14 protein-coding genes and 1 riboswitch are annotated in these 22,493 nt (G+C 49.0%); of the genes, 3 read left to right on the top strand and 11 right to left on the bottom strand.

Translation table 11 applies throughout. The features are described from left to right. Positions 1–2: 2 nt before the first annotated feature. From ACTTKA_RS03090 to ACTTKA_RS03050, 9 genes are all read right to left on the bottom strand, one after another. Complete coding sequence (locus tag ACTTKA_RS03090) at positions 3–3,077, bottom strand: SusC/RagA family TonB-linked outer membrane protein (RefSeq protein WP_442723931.1); 3,075 nt, start codon at positions 3,075–3,077, stop codon at positions 3–5. 284 nt (positions 3,078–3,361) lie between these two features. Then, entirely contained in the window at positions 3,362–5,080 is a 1,719-nt protein-coding gene (locus ACTTKA_RS03085; RefSeq protein WP_442723930.1) for an FAD-dependent oxidoreductase, read from the bottom strand. Positions 5,081–5,093: 13 nt separating this feature from the next. Next, on the bottom strand, positions 5,094–6,497 hold the full coding sequence (locus ACTTKA_RS03080) for a sugar porter family MFS transporter (RefSeq protein WP_442723929.1): 1,404 nt from the start codon (positions 6,495–6,497) through the stop codon (positions 5,094–5,096). A gap of 3 nt (positions 6,498–6,500) precedes the next feature. Beyond that, positions 6,501–7,610: a DUF4434 domain-containing protein gene (locus tag ACTTKA_RS03075; RefSeq protein WP_442723928.1), complete on the bottom strand. Its 1,110-nt coding sequence runs from the start codon at positions 7,608–7,610 to the stop codon at positions 6,501–6,503. Between the two features lie 386 nt (positions 7,611–7,996). Then, positions 7,997–8,455: an anaerobic ribonucleoside-triphosphate reductase activating protein gene (nrdG, locus tag ACTTKA_RS03070; RefSeq protein ID WP_442723927.1), complete on the bottom strand. Its 459-nt coding sequence runs from the start codon at positions 8,453–8,455 to the stop codon at positions 7,997–7,999. Beyond that, positions 8,449–10,584 (bottom strand): anaerobic ribonucleoside-triphosphate reductase, encoded by a 2,136-nt coding sequence (gene nrdD, locus ACTTKA_RS03065; protein WP_442723926.1) that lies wholly within the window; start codon positions 10,582–10,584, stop codon positions 8,449–8,451. Before nrdD ends, nrdG begins: the two co-directional genes overlap by 7 nt. 75 nt (positions 10,585–10,659) lie before the next feature. Further along, positions 10,660–10,865, bottom strand: a riboswitch (cobalamin riboswitch). 270 nt (positions 10,866–11,135) lie between these two features. Next, positions 11,136–11,537, bottom strand: a complete 402-nt coding sequence (locus ACTTKA_RS03060; protein ID WP_442723925.1) for an HIT family protein — start codon at positions 11,535–11,537, stop codon at positions 11,136–11,138. A gap of 13 nt (positions 11,538–11,550) precedes the next feature. Then, positions 11,551–12,021, bottom strand: a complete 471-nt coding sequence (gene greA, locus ACTTKA_RS03055) for a transcription elongation factor GreA (protein ID WP_442723924.1) — start codon at positions 12,019–12,021, stop codon at positions 11,551–11,553. A 180-nt stretch (positions 12,022–12,201) separates the two neighbouring features. Next, positions 12,202–13,362 (bottom strand): DUF4369 domain-containing protein, encoded by a 1,161-nt coding sequence (locus tag ACTTKA_RS03050; protein WP_442723923.1) that lies wholly within the window; start codon positions 13,360–13,362, stop codon positions 12,202–12,204. 84 nt (positions 13,363–13,446) lie between these two features. Between ACTTKA_RS03050 and ACTTKA_RS03045 the strand changes: the two genes are divergently transcribed. Then, positions 13,447–14,079: an SIS domain-containing protein gene (locus tag ACTTKA_RS03045; RefSeq protein WP_442713515.1), complete on the top strand. Its 633-nt coding sequence runs from the start codon at positions 13,447–13,449 to the stop codon at positions 14,077–14,079. Continuing rightward, positions 14,067–14,993 carry a carbohydrate kinase family protein gene (locus tag ACTTKA_RS03040; protein WP_442723922.1) on the top strand — a complete coding sequence of 309 codons (927 nt, stop codon included), beginning with the start codon at positions 14,067–14,069 and terminating at the stop codon, positions 14,991–14,993. Before ACTTKA_RS03045 ends, ACTTKA_RS03040 begins: the two co-directional genes overlap by 13 nt. 31 nt (positions 14,994–15,024) lie before the next feature. On the opposite strand, the gene uvrA is transcribed toward ACTTKA_RS03040, so the two are convergent. Further along, on the bottom strand, positions 15,025–17,841 hold the full coding sequence (gene uvrA / locus ACTTKA_RS03035) for an excinuclease ABC subunit UvrA (protein ID WP_442723921.1): 2,817 nt from the start codon (positions 17,839–17,841) through the stop codon (positions 15,025–15,027). Positions 17,842–17,910: 69 nt separating this feature from the next. Continuing rightward, positions 17,911–19,380 (bottom strand): aminoacyl-histidine dipeptidase, encoded by a 1,470-nt coding sequence (locus ACTTKA_RS03030; RefSeq protein ID WP_442723920.1) that lies wholly within the window; start codon positions 19,378–19,380, stop codon positions 17,911–17,913. 268 nt (positions 19,381–19,648) lie between these two features. On the opposite strand from ACTTKA_RS03030, the gene ACTTKA_RS03025 reads away from it, so the two are divergent. Beyond that, positions 19,649–21,874, top strand: coding sequence for a polyribonucleotide nucleotidyltransferase (locus ACTTKA_RS03025; protein ID WP_442723919.1), 2,226 nt, complete (start codon positions 19,649–19,651; stop codon positions 21,872–21,874). The last annotated feature ends 619 nt before the right edge of the window (positions 21,875–22,493 follow it).

Genomic DNA, 22,493 nt, shown 5'->3' with positions numbered 1-22,493 from the left:
CATTAAAATTTAACATTAAGAGAGAAGCCCAAAGTGCGTGTCGGAGGCATCGCAGCATATTCGAATGCTTGTGCATAATCAGCACGAGAGAATGCAAACTCCGGATTCATCGGAGCCTTTTTGTAAAGGTAGAACAAATCGCGTCCTACGGCCGAAATTTTTACACTCGAAAGCGGCAATCCCGGAAGCCATGCTTTGGGCAGAGTATAGCCGATGGCCACTTCACGTAACTTCACGTAGGTTTTGCTGTAGAGATGCGCTTCACCCAGTCTGTAAGATCCACCCAGTCCTTGATAGTATTCTTCCAATCCGATCTTCGTTGTGTTCTTTTTTCCGTTTTCGTTGACTCCGTCTACGATGACATGTCCTGTCGGGAAATCGGCCGAGGCATTATCACGTTGTCCTGCACGTTCGGAATTCCCATAGAAATCGGCATAGGAGCTGGTGGCCGAAAGAAAGCTGCCTCCGTAATTGACATCAATCAAGGCATTCAGAGAGAAACCTTTCCAGGTCAGTAACGAAGCGAATGATCCCGTCCAGTCCGGAGTCATATTGCCGATTACCTGATTCGATTCTTTCTGGGGTAATCCGCTCTTTTCGTTCACGATGATGTTTCCGTTTGCATCGCGTTTATACGCAGTCGAAACAATATCGCCGTAGCGACTGCCTTCACGGGCTACGACCTTACCCATACGTGTTTCGCCAATCACTAACTGAGTTAACCCATCGGCGAGTTCAACACACTCGGTACGATTCTGTCCCCAGTTCAGCGTAACATCCCATGAAAAGTCTTTCGTTAGTACGGGTGTACCGGTCAACATGATTTCCCAACCTTTACTAGTCATCTTACCGGCATTGATCAGCTTCGTCGTATACCCCGACGATCCGGGCATGGTAACGGAGAGTATTTGGTTGGTTGTGTTCGACGAATAATACGTTAAATCAAGTCCCAACCGGTTATTGAACATACGCAGTTCGGTACCCAATTCCCACGATGTTGTGTTTTCGGGTTTCAAGTTGAACAGCGGAAAGGTAGAAGAAGAATTGGCATTGATGATGTTGCCGTTCGTCTTATTCAGCTCATAAGTGTTTACCAATTTGTATGGATCCGTATCGTTACCTACCTGTGCCCATGATCCACGCACCTTCCAATACGAAACAGGTTCGGGCAGATGGAACATCTCAGACAAGATACCTGACAGGCTGACTGAAGGATAGAAGTATGAACGATTATCAGCCGGCAGCGTTGAAGACCAGTCGTTACGCGCCGTCACATCGAGATAGGCCATACTCTTGTATCCCACCGTAGCATTTCCTAATACGGAATTTACGCGCTTTTTAGAGTAATTCTCCGACGTAGTCTGATTGTTACCGTTGGCCAAAGCAGCCAGTCCGTGCAACGTGTAATATCCGGACGAACCGTTCAGCGAGCTGAGTTTACGGGTCGTCGTTGCGGCACCGAAGTTTGCCAATACACTGAAATCACCGAAATGCTTGTCGAAATTGAGGATCAAGTCTGCATTAAACTCTTCATAGTTGATCATACCTTTATGATACCCAGTCTCTGTAATCGTGTAATTATAGGATGTCTGACTGGTTGATTCGTCGTTATACCAGTCTAATCCCACGCGGCCGGTCAGTCTCAGGTAATCCGTAATCTTTGCTACGGCCTGTACCTTTCCAAGTAAACGGTTACGCTGTTCTTTTGCCCCATTCTCCGGCATCACCAATGCGTAAGGGTTGAAAATCGTCGTACTCGTACCCGACCAGTTCGCCACATTGTTTTTTATGATGCAATCTTCCAGATCCTGTAACCGGACATTGCGTGGCATAAAAATAAACTGTTGCATCACCCCATACTCGCCCAGACGTGGCCGGTTTAATGCCTTCTGGCGCATAAAATTTACTTTGGCGCTCAGGTCAATGTACCTGCTGCTCCATTGCGAGTTCAGGTCATAATACTGACGGTTTAGCGAATGATTGGGCGTGATACCTTCATTACGTGAGTCGGTAAATGAAAAACGGGACTGCATTTTCTCCGTACCTCCGGATGCAATGATTGAGTTCGTATAATTTACACCCGTACGATAGAACTTGTCGATGTAGTTGCCTTGCGATTCGAGTGCGTAATCTGGCGCATTCGTTTGTCCATAAAGCGTTTTTCGCCAATTCTGTACCATCTGGCCTTCCATCTTCGGTCCCCACGAGCCTCCTACCGCTGCCGGATCATATTTTCCTGCCGAACCTTGTCCGTATGTGTTCTGGTACTTGAATGCGTCATAAGCAGCAGAGAAAGTCAAGTTACCGTTGTATTCGATCCTCAGATCGCCGGATTGTCCTTTCTTCGTCGTTACGATGATAGCACCATTTTGTGCACGTGAACCATACATGGCAGCCGCGTTTGCTCCTTTGAGTACCGAGATCGACTCAATGTCTTCCGGATTAATTTCGGAGGCACCACCTTCGGCATCACGGCCTCCCCACTGATCGGCTTGCTGATTTACATCATCACTGACAGGAATTCCGTCTACCACCCACAACGGCTGGTTGTTTCCACTCAACGATGTGGTACCGCGAAGAACTACACGGGTAGAACCGCCACCCCCTGTAGCCGACTGATTAATTTGTACTCCCGCCACTTTGCCTTGCAACATGTTAGCGACACTCACGGAACGGTTTTCCGTGAGCCCTTCCGTCTTTATCTCCTGCATCGCATAACCTAATGCTTTCTTTTCGCGCTTAATACCCAGTGCTGTCACAACGACTTCATCGAGTAACTCCGAATCTTCAGCCAACGATACATGTATAACAAGTTGATCTTTTACCGGAACTTCAACATTCTTAAAACCGATAAAAGAGATAACCAGTATGTCGCTTGAAGATACTTGAATGGAAAAATCGCCATCCATGCCCGTTACGACACCATTCGTCGTGCCTTTTACATACACATTCGCACCGATAATCGGCTCACCCGAACGGTCTTTTACCGTTCCTTTGATCTCTTTTTGCTGAGTTACGACCGTTACTCCAGCAAACTTTTCCGCATGCAATATCGAAACAGGGCCCCCATCAAACACGATAGGAGTAATACGCTCGATAATCGCTTTTTTACGTTCACATTCATTTTCAATTCTTTTTTTATTCGTAATTGGTTTATTTTATGCCAGTCAGATTATTTGTCCGGCCTTCTTATTGACATACAAAATATTGGAGGTGTATCATAACAGGTACACTGCTGCCTTGCTTGTGGGATGCGGGTTGGATCCTATACGTTAGGAAACACTCTTGTTCTTACCCTTAACTCCTTGCTTTTCACTCATACATAAACGCCCTTATATCAGAAGATTTTTTACCTATCGTCTTACTTATTATTACTGTCCTTCCATCCGATTTCCGCGCCCTGCGCTTGTATCCGTTGTTGAAAGTCAGAGAGAAGCGTTCTGTTTTCACGCACGGTGCGCGGAAGCACATTCTTTTCCTTAGCATAGGCAAGGAGCATTCCGACCGCTTCGCCGATACTCCATTCAACCGGATGCAGACGGTAACAACCGTTTGTGATATGAGTCGTCCCGATATTCTTGCAGGCCGGCAATACGTTATCGACCCGTTGCGGGATCAAGGCGCCCAACGGTATCTGGAACGGCAACGAATCCACATCAATGTAATTATCTCCACCGAACGACGGGTGAAGATCGATACGATAGTAACCGATGCCGACACTGTCGTAGAATTCAGCAGCTTTAGTCTCTCCCGTAGCGAGCTTGCGATTTTCCTTCCCGACATGCTCTTCCGTAACCGTAAACATGGCCTTGATACGTCGTGCTTCACGTATGTACGGATATTTAGCCATCCCGTCGCCGGTGCCGAGCACGTCGCCGCGCAGGCGTAACCCGGGCCATCCCGTGCCGCCGTCAGGACGCGGAGCTTCCGTCTGCAACCAATAGAATAACGACAAGTTCAGCTTCTTTGCCTGAGCTACTTGTTTCTCAAACTCCACCCCGGGAACATCGAGAAGATTTCCGAGCAGATAGTCATTCTGAGGCCAGTTGACAATCGTTATATCTCCACTGTACAATCCCGGCGTAAAGTTTTTACGTGAAATGATTTTCCGGTAGTTCCAGAGATTAAACACACTGAGTTTTTTGCCTTCGGGATGAAAGCCAGCCTCTCGTGTTTTCAGCGTAATCGGATCGGGATAATTCAGATCGATCAGACGCCCCGACCAGGCAGGTTTCAGCGACGGGATATAATCGCGCCAGAAAGCATAGTCTGCGGGTTTGTCGATCGTCAGATTGGCCCCCGGCACATAATCCATCGCGAAACATACGGTAAATGCCTGATTATTCGTCGGCCTCGCTACGGTAGAGGCATGTAATTCATTTGTTTCCGACTTCGCCTCCGCACCGGTCACATATTCTGTCTTTGTTAACGGAAGCAAATCGCCGCATTCGGTCGCATCGACAAAATAAGGTGCCGACAACGTCATCGGGTGCCCTGTCTCCTTGCAATACACTTCGACGGCACGCACCGAATCACCTTTCATTTCGGCATGGCGAGCCTTATATCCCAACAGGAGTTTAAGTTTGCCTGTGCTCAGATAAGGCAGGAGCATCTCTGTCAATACGGCCACCGACACTATCGGTTCATGGCAGAGGCGGGAGACGAGTCCATCGCCCGGATTGAGGAATTCGCGAGCTCTCGCTTCGTCGGTCAAAGGATAATTACGCCGGTAATACTCACGCACCTTATTTCGGAAAGTACGATACGAAGCCGGTGCGCCGTGCGTCTCGATCCACGGATGTTCATCGGGAGGAACGCCTTGCTGCGATACCTGCCCTCCGATCCAGTCGGTCTCTTCCGTCATAACCACATTCAGACCGTTGCGACATGCGGCCAACGCCGCGGCACACCCTCCGAATCCGCCGCCGATAATGACGACATCCGACCTCAACTCATTTGCTTCTTCGTTAGCCGGAAAACAGGTTTTATTACTGAAATTCATCACTCCCGCATTCGATAAAGACCATAAGCTACTGCCTCCGGCCAATGCGGCATAAGTCAAAAATTGTCTGCGTTTCATGAAATCGTTTCGATTATCTTTTCCAATATTTTTCAATTTCTTCCAGTGTCTTTCCGGTCGTTTCCGGAACCAGTTTCCATATAATTAAAATGTAAGGTACACACATGATGGCGAAGAGGAAGAATGTCCCCGCCGGTGTCAGATTCTGTAACATCCAAGGTGTCAACTGCCCGATCAGATACGTACCGATCCACAAAGCAAATCCTGCTATCGACATGGCGAGTCCGCGTACCTTCGTCGGATACATCTCGGAGAGTAAAACCCACACGACAGCACAAATCGAAACGGCACAGCAGAAAATATACAGCAGGAAGAACGTCAGCAGAAAGAGGCTCGAAACACCGAGCGCTTCACCGTAGATAAAATACAGCCCGATAAGCAAGAGCGAACCGATCATTCCCGATACACCATAATAAACGAGCTTCTTGCGTCCTACCCGGTCGATGATCACTAAAGCCAGCACGGTCGTCAACATATTAACCAGACCGACCAGCACCTGATAGAACAACGAATCACCGCCGGACAATCCGGCATTCTCAAAGATGGTCGGGCCGTAATACAGCACGGCATTGACCCCCATAAACTGTCCCAGAATCGCAATGCCGACACCGATCATGACCGCTCTGAAGATCCCCGGCGTAAACAGCACCGACCATTCGGACTTCCCTTCGGAAGCGACGGATTGTTTCGTTTCGTAGACCTGCATCTGCGCCTCTTCTTCCGAAACGTATACTTTCCGGAAGATGCGATTCGCGCATTCATCATTTCCTTTCAGAATGAGCCAGCGAGGACTCTCGGGAATTAAGAAAATGATCAGGAAGAAAAGTACGGCGGGAAAAGTTTCCATCCCCAACATCCCACGCCATACTTCGTCGATGAAAACCTTATCGAAAAATGTCGCAGATGAGGAAACCTGCACGTGGTTTTCTGCATATCCAAGAAGTCGGAAGTTAACTAAATAAGCAGCCAAAAAGCCGACTGTGATGGCCAACTGATACAGTGAGACGAGCCTCCCGCGGTATTCGGCAACAGCCAGTTCCGAAATATACAACGGTGAAATAATCGACACCACACCAATGCCAATCCCTCCGATAATCCGGTATATCACCAATTGATTGAAGTCGGCACATACGGAACAGCCAATAGCCGAGACCGTAAAGAGTACGGCGGCAAGCAACATCGTTTTTTTCCGGCCGATCGCATCACCCAATACACCCGCGAATGCGACGCCCGTAATCGAACCGATCAATGCGCAACCGACATACCAGCCCTGCTGAATGGCATCGAGTCCAAATTGGAGGCTTACTTGCGAAACGGTGCCGGAGATCACGGCTGTGTCGTATCCGAACAGAAATCCGCCCAGCGCCGCCACCACCGACAAAAAGATCAAATACCCGAAATGAACGTTCGATCTCATGGTTTATCCGATTTCAAAATATTCCTTGTAACGGTTATACAGGTGGCCGGCTTGCAGATAGGCCGACTGCGGACTCATGAAATGAGAGAACTCGAACGTAATGGCTTTGTCGTATCCGGCACGCGCTGCCGCTTCGAGCTTCATCCGCAACTTATCGAATTTGATCGGTAAGAAACGGATCGGCATGTCACGGTCGAACGATTCGGCGTTTGTCCAGCACTTCATTCCGTATTTGTCGGCCATCTTTTTATTGACTTCAAAAAAGGCATCCAGCTCATCGTAATCGATATGCCCATCCTGAAAAGCACATGCGTCTACCACATCGCAGATGCCGGAGAAAATCTCACTCCACTCTTTTTCGTGCTTCTGTACCGAAACGGCATCTGCTTTGGTCAGATTACCTCCGCTCGCCATTACGGCCTTCTTTCCGTCGATCCACGGTGAAATAAAAGTCGGCAGCCCACCGGAAACATCCTTACACTGCTTACCCATGGCATGAAACGCGTCGATTGCTCCTTTCGTCTGACGACTAATTTCACCGCTGATATACCAGCCGCCGAAACTTTTATATTTTCCGTAGTTCTGCCAGACCTCGTCAATCACATATTTATTGTCTTCGATTTCCCAGCTCAGGTCACCCGTATCCCAATACCGCCCGGAGTCATATAATCCGAAATAGTACTTCATGCCATACTTGTCCGCAAGGCGCAGGAACATGTCCACCAGATCGGCCGAAGGCATATAACAACCTTTGCCCAACAAGTATTTTGACGGATAAGTAATAAATTTACGATAACCGGAACGTATTTGAATAACCGTATCGATTCCTATCTCCTTCATGTGGCGGAAATCTCTGTCCCATTCTTTCTCTCCCCAATTTTGGTGCGGAATGTCATGCGAAATCTCGTCCAAAAAGGTACCGGTAATTTTTAATCCCTGCCCTTTCGGAACAATCAGACGGCTCTCAAGCGCTGACGTCTGTTCTTCATGATGTTCATGAGATGATTCACTCTGCGACTGTTTCGTACATCCCGACAAAGCCGGGACAGTCATTGCCGAAACTCCTGCTACAGCGGCCTGCTTTAAAAATTCTCTGCGATTATTTACCTTCATTGCTTTTTGTTTTTAGCGCAAATATAAATACATTTTTATTAATCCCGGATAGAATAATAAAAAGTCTTTCTATTTCTCCAGATAAAAACTAAAATAATTTATTAAGCAATCCTTCATAATTAAGCTGTATTACCTCTCAATTTTACGAACAAGACTTTTCCGGCACGGGTTAAGGCTCTGTTTGCGGCGTAACACGGATTGGCGTTGCTCATGTATCTTGTGGTTTTGTTCTCTTTCCTTTCATATTCTCCACAATGTTTCGGCAAGAGTTAAATGTGGAGAGAATGTTCATCGTTGCATGGTTTTTATTCTCTATGCATAGCGTACACCGAACCGTATATCGCGTAATTTGGCTCCACAAAAAGAAGAGATTGTTTTTGTGAATTCTAACGTAACGGATACACCATGGGAATCATTTCTCCGTTGTCGGTGATCCGATAAAGTTTCTGGTTCGTTGTCGGTGAAGAAAGCGGCCCTAAGCACTCAATGTATGGGCCTAACTTAATGTATTGAAAGTGGTGAACGGGAAAGCCGGACGGCAGTGCGGGTCGTCCCGAATACCATCCGACTTTGATTGTTGCTGTTTGTTTCACGAATGCGGCCAGCCGTGCTACTTCGTACGGATCTGCATCCCCTCCCATAAAGCATAGGCAGGTCACTGCGTTTCCGTAGCAACCGAGCAGCCCGGCCAATACTTCTTCCGTCAGCGGTTCACCCTGATCTTCCTGCAGCCACAAACTATGGCAACCCGGACAGCCGTTCGGGCAGTTGGAAAGATTCAGGGCGAGTGTCGTCTCATCGGGTATTTCACGAAAAACGATATCGTAGCTGACGTATTTCAACATGACATCTCATGGACAACCGCCTTCTTTTCCGTCGACGGCTTCGGGGCATTGACATTCTCGTAATATCGCTTCGCAGCTTCTTTCTGCCGGGCGAGTGAAAAGTTGCTCACACGTTTCATATAGCCGATGACGCGCGTCAAGTAGTCGACTTGCTGGCTATGGCAGACCGGACAGGCTTTAAGATGACGCTTGTCGATATGACCGCATTCTTTGCACAGCGTGTTCGGAATGTTAAATGTAAAATAATTACATCCTTCGGCTGCGGCAACACGCAGGAGCTGGCGATATTGCGTTTGTGAGAGATGTTCGTCCAGATTGGCATGGAGTGCCGAGCCACCGGTCAGATGCTCGATATATTTGCGTCCGTGCAGACGGAATTTATCGATCAGGTTCAGCGACTCGTCTTCAACAATATAGAAATAGCTGTTATAGCAGTCGCGCGGAACGACGAAGCCGTCTTCTTTGTCCCACTTGGCATGCTTGACGCCTACATTCTCGGCCGGGATCATCTCGCAGTTAAACATCACTTCGTTCGTACGGTACTTCTTATTGTAACGTTCGATAAGCCCGAGTACTTCCTGCACGAAAGCCGTGTATTGCGGATTGTCGCTGATCTCGATGCCAAGGTATTCGGCCGCTTCGACGAGTCCGTTCACGCCGATGGTCAGGTATTGCCGGTTCATATTGATGTAGCCGGCATCGAAGAGAGGCAACATACCTTTGGAGTGTAACATCTTGAGGTTTTCGTTATAGCCAAGCTGTACCTTGTGTACCAGATCGACAATGTCTTCGAGATACATCATGTAGGGGATGCTCCGTTGGTGTGCATACTGTATGCAACGGTTGAGGTTAATGGTCAACACGCTTTTCGAGCCGGTTGAGACACCTCCCGCCCCGAGCGTATAGCTGAACCCGTTGTCCTGTATCTCGTTGCGCAGCCGGCAGCAGCTCGAAAGCGAATCGGCATTGTCGCTGATATACGTGAAAAACGAGTGTCCTTCGGCATACATCTCGGCCGTGAAATCGCCGTATTCCTTATCTTTTACATCGCCTTTTTCGGTAAGTAATGCCATCGTTTCAACCGGGAACGTCAACACGGTCTTGGTGCGTTCTTTGTTGAACCATTTCATGAAGCGCTTTTGTAACCAACTGAGCGATTCCCAATGCGGGCGACTTCCATCGGGAAAGACGAACTCACCGAAGAGGCTCTCGAAATAGTAGCGGTCGTAGTAAGCCACGTTCCAGAAGACAGCCTGAAAGTTACGCGCTCCCGTCGGTTGATTGATCGAATAGACTACTTGTTCGAAGCAATCGGTGATCACTTTGTCGATGCTGCGCCGTTTGAGCGACAAATCGGCATCGCGGTCGGGGTGCAGGTAATAATCTTCACCATATTCCTTCTGAATGAAATAGTTCATATACATCAGGAACTCGGGTGTGGCACACGCTCCGGAGAGCATGCTTGAAACGATGAAAACCATATTCACGAAGCCTCCGCAAAACGATTTCAGGTTGCTCGGTGCCGTTGAATTTCCGTCGATCGATTTTGTGCCGCCGATCAGCCACGGATACATCGTGATGCTCGCGCAGTAGTTGGCAAGACTTGTTTCGTCGTTCTTATAGATGAAATGACGGTTGAGCAGCGAGAGGTATTTATCGGACAGTTCTTTGCCGTACATCTCCTTGAGACGGTCGGTCAGCAGGCGGCGATTCAGACGGATGAAGTTCTGTTTGGGCAGTTCGCCGATCAGCGTGGCGATGTTCTTGTGCTCCACATTAGCGTTGGCGTCGAACTTGCTTCCCGTGGCGGCGTTCTTCGCGTCGCAGTAGTTCATCAGGAAGGCCAGCTTGTCACGCACCTCACGGTCTTCAAGGTGTTTCTGTCGATAAAGGATATACGATTTGGCTACTTTGTAGTAGCGTTCACACATAAGCGCCGTTTCGACTTGATTTTGGATCTCTTCAACCGACATACCATCTTTGATCTGTACATGTCCGAGGATTGATGTCAAGTCTTCATCCGACGGGAAACAGCCGACCGAGAGGAAGGCCTTGGTCACAGCATTCTTGATCTTGTCGATAGAAAAAAGTTCTTTTTTCCCATCACGTTTCGTGATAAATGTTTCCATCTGTTTCTGTATTATGATAGTGTATGAAAAATCTGTTCCTCTTTGGAAGTTCTTCCACCCGAGAACTTCCAAATTCTTATTTCGTGTATCACGGCAGGTCTTCTGACTTGTTCCGGGCGGCACGCCTTCCCACTCCGTCGCAGACAGAAGCAGTGGCTATAGATGGTGCCTCCCGCGTATGGCGGAACTTACAGCTACGGGGATAGTTCCGGACTTGCACCGGATTCCCATTTTCATTCCTTGTTGCGCAGTGCAACGCGGAAACCGTTTACGTGTACAAAGATAGGAAATTACCAATAGTTCCTTTCCGGCAGCTGCCGAAAAAGTTTTCAACAAATCCGCAATCAATGTATTGATGCAGCATCTAACGATTTTTCAGAAAATAAAGCGAAGCAGACGGAAGGTTTTTGTAAGCAAAGAATAAGTAAATCACGGGTATTCTTCGCCAAAGGCACTAAAAATAACAATTCCCGCCCTAAATCCTTCGAAGGATTTAGACAGGAATGTTTTCTCGCGCCTGACAAGCGGGCACGTGTAAGTTTTCAGGGGTGTTATATTCCGCTCAACTTCGAGCAGATTCGTGTAGCCACTTCTGCTAACTGCTCGGATGTCGGTTCGAGCTTCTCCTTCCCGAAGTGCATATCGGATTCCTTCTGTATAGGCACCAGATGAATGTGTGCATGCGGCACTTCCAGCCCGATAACGGTCACTCCGATGCGATTGCAGGGAATCGCCTGTTTCTGTGCAGATGCAATTTTCTTGGCGAAGGCCATCATGCGTCCCAACCGCTCGTCGTCGATATCGAAAAGATAATCGATCTCTTCTTTGGGAATGACGAGTATATGTCCTTCGGCCAAAGGACGAATATCAAGAAATGCGAAAAATTCATCGTTTTCCGCAACCTTATGACAAGGAATTTCTCCGTTGACGATTTTACTGAAAATAGTAGCCATGGTCGATATTTGATTAGATTGATATTTCCATGATTTCAAACTTCATCATGCCCGAAGGGACCTGGATTTCGGCGATATCGCCTACTTTTTTCCCCATCAGTCCCTGTGCAATCGGAGTGCTGACTGCGATTTTGTTCTCTTTCAGATTAGCTTCCGAGTCGGACACGAGCGTATAAGTCATGACGGCTTTGTTCTGCAGATTTTTGATTTTTACCTTGTTCATAATCTGTACAACATCCGTCTTGATCTGTGCTTCATCAATGAGCCGTGCGTTGGAGATCAGCCCTTTCAGTTGTGCAATCTTTCCTTCCAGAATACCTTGCGCTTCTTTAGCCGCATCGTACTCCGCATTCTCGGACAAGTCGCCTTTATCGCGTGCCTCTGCGATCTGTGCTGATATCTCAGGACGTTTGACGCTTTCGAGATAATTGATTTCGGCCAAAATCTTATTGTAGCCTTCTTCTGTCATGTACGTAACACCCATTTATATGTCCTCCCTCGTCGTTTAATTAAAAAATAAAAAAAGAATCCCGGTCAAGAAAAAAAGTTTCGACCGGAATCCAACTGTTTATCATCTATTATTCGAATGCAAAAGTAAGGGATATTTTACATATATCCAAATTCTGAAATACTGCTTTATAACATCATACCCTGTTTCTTTTCTTTACAAGAGGGCTTCGATTTCTTTCTCAAGAGCATTCAGATCATCGATACGTTTAACCAGAATGCCTCGCCGGTTGAGCAAAAAGATGGCCGGAAGTTGTTTGACATTATAAAGTGCGGCAGCCTGCGAATAAACAGACTGAGGATCGCGTACGCATATCCAGGCCATATTCGATGCCACGTTTTTCCAGTGATGAAGATCCGTATCTAACGAAACCTGATAAATCTCCAATCCCCGGCCGTGATATTTTTCGTAGAGTGAACCGAGTGTCAGGTTAAGCGAAGGCGCCCATTCCGTCTCATAAGCCGTGAAATTGAGAATCGTCACTTTGTCTTTTGCCATGTCGGAGAGTTTTACGGCAACACCGCGCAGGTCGGGCAGTTCGATGTCCAACATGTCGATTTCCTGCTTTTCGATCTGATTAAAATCGATCGTCTGCCGGCTACGAATAACTTTGAGAGACTGTAATGCAAGATTATAAAGATGTTTGGCACGAGGACTTTCGGGATAGAGGTGATTATAGCTTGTTGCCACAGCACCGAACGAGCGAGAGTCGGCTTTATCGTAAAGATCGAAAAACAGCAGGCCGTCGACTTGTTGAAACAAGGCATAATATGCTGCGGTAGACATGGGTTGGGCGTAAATATATTTGCGCGCCACCTGTTTATAGGCTTCGGCCATGGCAAGGGTTCGCCGCTGATACGCCGTATCCGAAAGGACGCCGGAACGATACTCGCTGCGTATGCGATTCACTTCCTGATCAGCATCCAACTGGGCGAGCGTAATCTCTTTGATCGCCGCGCTGTTTTCGGATCCCTCCACAGTGTAGGAGGTAGCGAACGTTTTAGCATCAGCAGTAAAGGTGACGGTCTCGGTAGAGTCGATGGCGAAATTAATCCATTGTCTGCCCAGTCTCAGACGATAAAAATCAGGATATTTAGGCTGTTCAATTTTGAACGTGAATTTACCTGATGAGTTGAGTCTGACGGAGTCGATCAGTTGGATATCCGAGAGACCGATGTTTTCGATATACATGGTTTGCCCGTCAGCTCCGGCGACGATTCCGGTGACCGTAAATTCGGGTGTGCTCTCTCGACAGGCTGCCAAAGTGAACAGAAAACCAGATACGACAGCCCAATAGCGTATTTTATCTATTCTCATATAGGGGTATTTTTTTATTCAACGGATGCAAATATACGTTATTTTATAGTTGCCGAAAAAAAATATTCACTTACTTTTGCAATTATGATGACGAAAGAGATACAATCGATTATTGAACAGGAGGCGGATGCTGTCCGCCGTATTCCTGTAACAGAATATTATACGGAAGCGGTAGACTTGATTGTAAAGCATGTTCACGAACAGGGAGGCAAGCTGATCACGAGCGGTATGGGGAAAGCGGGACAGATTGCGATGAATATCGCAACGACGTTCAGCTCGACAGGAACGCCGGCATTCTTTTTGCATCCCAGCGAAGCGCAGCATGGCGATCTGGGCATTGTCTGTCCGAACGACGTGATGCTGCTGATTTCAAATTCGGGGAAAACACGCGAACTGCTGGAACTGGTACAATTGACACGGGGGCTGGTAGAAGATATGCCGTTTATCGTAATCACGTCCGATCCGAAGAGCCGGTTAGCCCAAGAGGCCGCTGTATGCCTCCCGACCGGAGCGCCGAAAGAGGTGTGTGCGCTGGGATTGACGCCCACAACGTCAACCACCGTCATGACGGTGATCGGCGATGTGCTGGTTGTCGGAACCATGAAACGTATCGGATTCACGAATACCGATTATGCCAAACGGCATCACGGGGGGTATCTGGGCTCGAAGAGTCGTCGGCAAAGTAGAATGGAACAGGAGGAGTCATGCGACAGGTGATTGGTATCGGCGAAACGATTCTGGATATAATTTTTCAGAATAACCAGCCGCATGTTGCAGTACCGGGTGGCTCGACATTTAATTCGATGGTTTCATTGAGTCGGGTAGGGATTCCCGTTTCGTTCATGAGTGAATTGGGCGAAGACCGGGTCGGGGAAATGATATGCGATTTTATGAGATCAAACGGGATGACTACCGACTTCATGGATTGCTCTCCGGATACGAAAAGTCCGGTCTCCTTGGCCTTCCTGTCTGACAATAAAGATGCTGAGTATCTTTTTTATACCCAGCATTCGTCCAAACGTCTGAATGGTCATCTCCCGACCATTCGTCCGGATGATATTCTGATTTTCGGCTCTTACTATGCGCTGAATCCGGCTATGCGCGAACGGGTAACGGAGATCGTTGAATACGCCAAAGCGCAACGGGCTATCATCTATTATGATCTGAACTTCCGTAAAGCGCATGCGCACGAGGCCATTCAACTCCGTCCGACGGTAATGGACAATTATGAATTTGCGGATATCGTCAGAGGATCGGACGAAGACTTTTTGAATTTATACCGGAAATCGGACACGGACGATATTTATCGGAATGAGGTGAAATTCTACTCCAAACGACTGATTACGACGCATGGAAAAGATGGTGTAAATCTATACACGGAAGATGGGAAAATACATTATGACGTACAACCTCTGACACCGGTCAGTACAATTGGCGCCGGCGATAATTTCAATGCCGGCATCGTCTACGGCCTCATCAAATACGGCATCGGTTATCACGATCTGCCACAGCTGAGTGAGATGGCATGGGGCAAAATCATTCGTTGCGGTATGGAGTTCGCGGCCGACGTATGCGGGAGTTTTTCCAATTATATTTCTCCCGAATTTGCGAAGGAGAGAAGGCTTGATTAAGATGTTTTTGCTCATCAAGCCTTTCCCGACATTATTTTTTCAGCTTTTCTTTCAGGTATTTTCCTGTATATGACTGTTCGCAGGCGGCAATATCGTGAGGCGTACCGGCACAGACTACTTGCCCGCCCGCTTTCCCTCCTTCGGGCCCTAAATCGATGATATAATCGGCACATTTGATGACGTCGGGGTGATGCTCGATGATCACGGCCGTGTGCCCCCGGTCGATCAGGGCGTTAAACGCTTTGAGCAGCGTCTTGATATCGTGGAAATGAAGCCCCGTCGTCGGTTCGTCAAACACGAACATGGTAGGCGCCTGCTTTTCCTGACTCAGGTAATACGCGAGCTTGACACGCTGGTTCTCGCCTCCCGAAAGAGTCGAAGAAGTCTGTCCTAACTTGATATATCCGAGCCCTACCTCTTGCAGAGGTTTTAACTTCTTCACCACTTTCTTGGCCTGCGCATCTTTTTGCGCTCCGAAAAATTCAATCGCCTGACTTACCGTCATCTCAAGCACATCGTAGATACTCGCTCCGTGGTATTCGACCTCCAAGGTATCGGCATTGAACCGTCTGCCGTGGCAGGCCTCGCATTCAAGCATGATATCGGCCATAAACTGCATCTCGACCGTGATCCGTCCTTCCCCCTTGCACTCTTCGCAGCGACCGCCCTCTTTATTGAAAGAGAAATGTGCCGCCTGATAGCCCATCTGACGGGCTAAAGGCTGTTCGGCAAACAGCTTGCGTATCTCGTCGTAGGCTCCGATGTAAGTCACCGGATTGGAACGTGAACTCTTGCCGATCGAGTTCTGATCTACAAATTCGATGGCTTTGATCCGGCGGATATCTCCTGTGATCGACGCACATTCGACCGATGCCGGCGCATCGTCGAGTAAACGCTTCACACCTTCGTAAAGAATGTCGCGTACAAGCGAACTCTTACCCGACCCGCTGACACCCGTAACAACAGTCATCACATGCAGCGGAAACTTTACATCTACCTGTTTCAGATTATTCTTACGCGCCCCTTTAATCTCAATATATTCATTCCACGGACGTGTATAAGGAGACGTTTCGATCTGCTCCTCCCCCGTCAGATAACGTACGGTATGGCTGTCGGTCTGTTGCCGTAATCCGTTTACGGCACCCTGATAGACGACCTCGCCCCCTAACCTTCCCGCCGCCGGACCGATGTCGATGATATAGTCTGCCGCACGGATGATCTCCTCGTCATGCTCTACGACGATGACCGTATTGCCCAGCGCCTGTAATTGGCGAAGCACCTTGATTAGCATATCGGTATCACGCGAGTGCAGCCCGATACTCGGCTCGTCGAGGATATAGAGCGACCCGACGAGACTGCTCCCCAACGAAGTAGCTAAGCTGATGCGCTGGCTCTCGCCTCCCGAAAGGGTGGCCGACAAACGGTCGAGCGTCAGATAGCCCAGCCCGACATCGAGCAGGAATTGCAGCCGGTTATTAATCTCCGTCAGCAGACGTTTGGCAATGATTGTATCGGCTTCGCTCAGTACCAGCCGGTCGAAGAATGTCTTTACTTCATTTACCGGCATCGTGACCAGTTCGGCCATATTCTTCCCGCCGACCTGTACATGAAGCGCCGAAGGTTTCAGCCGGCTGCCCTTGCAGGCCGGGCATGTCGTTTTGCCCCGATATCGAGCCAACATGACACGGTACTGTATCTTGTACTGATTGCTTTCGACAAACTTGAAAAAGTCGTCAATGCCATGGACACCTCGTGCGCCGTGCCACAGCAGTTCCTTCTCCTTCGCTGTCAGCTCGAAGTAAGGCCGGTGTATCGGGAAATCGTGTTTAACCGCAGCATGGATAAAATCGCGCAACCACTCGCCCATCACTTCGCCTTTCCAGCAGACGACAGCGCCCTCGTAGATCGACAGGCTTTTATCCGGTACTACCAGATCTTCATCGATGCCCAGCACCTTCCCGAATCCTTCGCATGTGGGACAGGCGCCCAGCGGATTGTTAAAGTTGAACATCATCTCGGTCGGCTCCTCGAAAACTATCCCGTCAGCCTCGAAACGTTTTGAGAACTCGAACACTTCGGGCGATTCCGTCCGATAGACTTTCAGCCGACAAATGCCATGCCCTTCGTAAAAAGCAGTCTCAACGGAGTCGGCTAAACGGTTTTTCAGCAGTTTGTCGTCCGAGACCTCTAACCGGTCGATCAAAATCTCGGCATCCTTCGTGTCCGTCAGTCCGGCATCATCGAGTACTTCCTGTATACGATAGATTTTCCCATCGATTTCAAGTCGTGTATAGCCTTCTTTCCGGAGGATTTCAAGCTGTTCTTTGAGCGTCCGCCCTTCAGGCAGAACGACCGGAGCATAAACGGCAAAACGTATACCGGTAGGGTAGGACAACGCCTTTTTCACCACATCGGAGACTTGATGCTTCTTCACTTTCTGCCCCGAAACGGGCGAAATCGTTTGTCCCAGCCGGGCATACAGCAAGCGGAGATATTCGTAAATCTCGGTCGATGTACCGACTGTCGAGCGCGGGTTACGGACACTGACCTTCTGCTCGATGGCAATTGCCGGCGGAATACCTTTGATGTAATCGCATTCAGGCTTGCTCATGCGTCCCAGAAACTGACGGGCGTAAGCCGAGAGGCTCTCCACATAGCGTCGCTGGCCTTCGGCATACAACGTATCGAATGCTAACGACGACTTGCCGCTGCCTGACAGTCCGGTAATCACTACGAACTTATCGCGCGGAATCTTGACATCGATATTTTTCAAATTGTTGACACGCGCCCCCTTGATCAGGATGTACCCGTCTTCTTCTTTTTCTTTCACCGTCTTCTTCGCCATCATGCAATCATTCAAATTGAACCGGCAAAGGTAACGATTTTTCAAGAAACAGGGGCGCGCCTTTCAGGCCTCTTACGAAGACGCACGCGGTGCATCTTCAAGAGTAGCCGTCAGCAGCTTCCATACCTTTTCGACCGAATCGATACGAACGGCTTCGTCGGGAGAATGCGGGAACCGGATGTCCGGCCCGAAAGAAATCATATCCATGTCAGGATATGCCTCCTGAATGATTCCGCATTCGAGACCCGCATGCATCACCGATACGACCGGCTTTTGCCGGAAAAGTTTTTCGTACGTCGCTTCCATCGTCCGCAGAATCGGTGAATCGATGTTCGGTTGCCAGCCACCGTAGACGTTGTCGTATTCTACTTTGGCGCCGGCCATCGAGAAGACACTTTCGAGCGACGAGCAAACAGACTCCCTACGGCTCTCCGATGAGCTTCGCACAAGAATCTTCACATCGATCGCCCCGTTTTCCGCCTTCACGACAGCCAGATTCGATGACGATTCTACCGTCCCCGGAAAATCGTTTAACATACTGATGACCCCATTCTGGCAACCTTCTACGGCATTGATCAGATCATCCTGCATCTCTTCAGGGATTAACGACGACGGCGCTTCGGTCATCTCGGCCGTAAGACAGAGGCTTTCCTCGATTCCCTTATATTCGGAGCGGTATAAATCTTGATAGTCGGCAATAAATTCCCACAGAGCTTCGATATTGTCGGCGGGAAGGGTGATCACGGCCGTTGCTTCGCGAGGGATCGCATTACGCAGCGAGCCGCCGTCGATTGTGGCTAACCGTGCGCCATATTCACACACAGCCACTTTCAGCAAGCGGAACATCAGCTTATTGGCATTTGCGCGACCAAGGTGAATATCAACACCCGAATGGCCGCCTTTCAGTCCCGTAAGCAGAATTTTTACGGCCACATCCCCTTCGATGGGTGGCGCTCCATCCTGATAACGAAAAGAAATATTCAAGTCTATACCGCCGGCACAGCCCACAAATAACCTCCCCTCCTCTTCCGAGTCGCCATTGAGCAGAATGCGTCCTTTCAGAAAATCAGGTTTCAAGCCGGAAGCGCCATCCATCCCTACTTCTTCATCGATCGTGAACAGAGCTTCGAGCGGGCCGTGCTTCAACGTTTTGTCCGACAATACCGCCATGGCTAACGCCATCCCTATGCCGTTGTCGGCGCCGAGTGTCGTCTCACGGGCCGTCACCCATTCGCCATCGATATACGCATCGATCGGATCCGTCAGAAAATCATGCGCTACCGACGCATTCTTCTGCGGCACCATATCGACATGTGATTGCATGATGACGGTTTCACGGTCTTCATATCCCGCCGTGGCCGGCTTGCGTATCAACACATTGCCTGTCGCATCCTGAAGCGTTTCCAGACCCTGTTCTTTGCCGAACGTTTTCAGATATTCCGTCACTTGTTGGGTATGTCCTGTCGGACGCGGGATTTGCGTCAGGTCATAAAAATATCCCCAAACGGCTTGCGGTGAAAGTAATTTGATTTCTTTTGCCATGATTTTAGATATGAATGATATATTTCTCCGCAAACGTAGACAAAAAATCTGATATATGCTAACGAAGTCTTGATAAAGGTTGTCATTGGTCTGTCTGATAGTCTTTTCACTTCATATCATTCTTCTTGTTTCAAGGAGGGAGAAGAAGGCCCTCAACGACTCTTTCTCCGAAAAAAACGATGCGTTCACGATTAATTGTCAATAATTTTCTACCTTTGTCCGAATTTTAAGAAGTTAGATGTTTTTAGACGTAACGAAAGAAACAAAGATGAATGTAATTGAAAAGACGATTGATTTAGGTGATGGAAGGATCATCACCATCGAAACCGGGAAGTTGGCCAAGCAGGCTGATGGTTCCGTAACTGTCCGAATGGGAAACACGGTGCTGTTGGCCACGGTTTGTGCTGCAAAAGACGCGGTGCCCGGTACGGACTTTATGCCGCTTCAGGTAGATTATAAGGAGAAATTTGCGGCATTCGGCCGTTTTCCCGGCGGTTTTACGCGCAGAGAAGGGAAAGCCTCCGACTATGAAGTGCTCACCTCGCGATTAGTCGACCGCGTACTCCGTCCGTTGTTCCCGGACGATTATCATGCCGAAGTATTTGTAAACATCATACTTTTCTCTGCCGACGGTGAAGATATGCCGGACGCATTGGCCGGACTGGCCGCCTCGGCAGCCCTCGCCGTTTCCGACATCCCTTTCGGAGGGCCGATCTCGGAAGTGCGTGTGGCACGTGTCGACGGCCAATTTATCATCAACCCGACCTTTACGCAACTCAAAAAGGCCGATATCGACATCATGGTCGGCGCCACGTATGACAATATCATGATGGTAGAAGGCGAGATGAGCGAAGTGCAGGAGAGCGAGATGCTCGAAGCCATCAAGGTGGCGCATGAAGCCATCAAAAAGCACTGCCTCGTTCAAAAAGAGCTCGAAGCCGCATGCGGCAAAACAGTTAAACGTGAATATTGCCATGAGGAGAACGACGAAGACCTGCGCAAGAAAGTACACGACGACCTCTATGCCAAGGCGTATGCGATCTCCGTTTCGGGACAGGGCAAACAGGAGCGTTCCGAGACTTTTGAAAAGATCGTAGAAGAATTCAAAGCTCAGTATACGGAAGAAGAATTGGAGACGAAAGGGGCGCTGATCGACCGTTACTATCACGACGTGGAAAAAGAAGCCATGCGTCGGGCTATCCTCGACGAAGGCAAACGCCTCGACGGTCGGAAAACAACCGATATCCGCTCCATCTGGATCGAAACCGACTGTCTGGCCGGGCCTCACGGAGCTGCAATCTTTACACGCGGTGAAACGCAGTCGCTCACAACCGTTACACTGGGTACGAAGAATGACGAGAAAATTGTTGATGATGTGTTGAATCAGGGACGTGACCGTTTCCTGTTGCACTATAATTTCCCGCCTTTCTCGACCGGCGAGGCCAGACCGCAACGCGGTGTGGGACGTCGCGAGGTAGGACACGGAAACCTTGCCCACCGTGCACTCAAGCGGATGATCCCGAGTGACTATCCATACGTTGTGCGTGTCGTTTCAGACATTCTCGAGTCCAACGGTTCGTCGTCGATGGCAACCGTCTGCGCCGGAACGCTGGCCTTACGGGATGCCGGTGTGCCTCTCAAAAAGCCCGTATCGGGGATTGCCATGGGGTTGATCTCGGAAAACAAAGGAACGAACTATGCGATTCTTTCCGATATCCTCGGCGATGAAGACCATCTCGGCGACATGGACTTTAAAGTGACCGGTACGAAGGACGGTATTACAGCGACTCAGATGGATATCAAGGTGGACGGCCTCTCGTACGAAATCCTTGAAAAGGCCCTTGCACAAGCCAAAGAAGGACGTATGCATATCCTCGGAAAGATTACCGATGCTCAGCCCGAAGCGCGTGCCGAACTTAAGCCTCATGCGCCACGCATCGAGACGCTGATTATCGGAAAAGAATTTATCGGTGCGGTAATCGGCCCGGGAGGGAAGATTATTCAAGGGATTCAGGAGAAGAGCGGAGCGACAATCTCGATCGAAGAGGTCGACAATCAGGGCATCGTTGAGGTCTCGGCGACGAATAAAGAATCGATCGATACCGCAATGCGTGCCATCAAGGCCATCGTTGCCGTACCCGAAGTAGGAGAAGTGTATGAAGGTAAGATTTCATCCATCATGCCTTATGGCGCTTTTGTCGAATTTATGCAGGGCAAAGACGGTCTGCTGCACATCTCGGAGATCGACTGGAAACGTCTGGAAACGGTCGAAGAAACAGGGCTGCGTGAAGGCGACAGCATCACCGTGAAACTGGTCGATATCGATCCGAAGACAGGCAAATTCAAACTCTCGCGCAAAGCATTGATGCCGAAACCTGAGGGGTATAAGGAAGCGGAGCGTCCCGCGCGCCAGCCGCGTCAAAACAACAACGGAGGCCGCCGTGACAATGGAGGCCGCCCGCATCGCGAAAACCATCGCAGTGGCGAACAATAATCGCGATTGTTTTCCTGCAAATTAAAAAAAGAAGAAGGAGGGTGTGTCAAAACGCAATGTTTGGGCACACCCTCTTTAGGTATGTAAGCATGGGTAAAATGCAAGGCGCTAAGGATGAAAACAATGAGGCGAACCAAGGTATGTAACCGAGCTCGCATTCCGTAAGCAATGAAGCAGTTCGCCCGTTATGACACACCGCCTCTTTTTTTAGATCAAGCGGCAGAGGCTGATTCTCCTCTGATCGGGCTTCCGGGTTTAACCCGGATTCCGCAATAGAAAAAATAAGAATGAATTTGATTCAGGCCTTCAGCCCTCCGAACAAGGTCCGGATATCGATACCCCACCCTTTCGGGATGGGGCTGAAATATGTCGGGCTTTCAGCCCTTTCGGACAATGGTTAATGGTTATGCGTGATACACGCCGAATCATGTACCTGGCAAATAACCATTAACAATTGAAAAACAGCCCTGAAAGGGAGCATTAATTCAGCCCAATGCGGAGCGTTGGGGAAAAAGACATCGCATCTCGGCGAAGGGCTGTAAGCCTGACGTAGCCATTGTCGTACATTCGTACGTCCATTATTAACGGTAAACACCGAACAGTGTATCGCGTAATTTGG

Source organism: Tannerella sp. (assembly GCF_052170195.1).
Classification (GTDB): Bacteria; Bacteroidota; Bacteroidia; order Bacteroidales; family Tannerellaceae; genus Tannerella.
The sequence above is the reverse complement of the archived record's forward strand: the minus strand, read 5'-3'. Positions and strand labels throughout refer to the sequence as shown.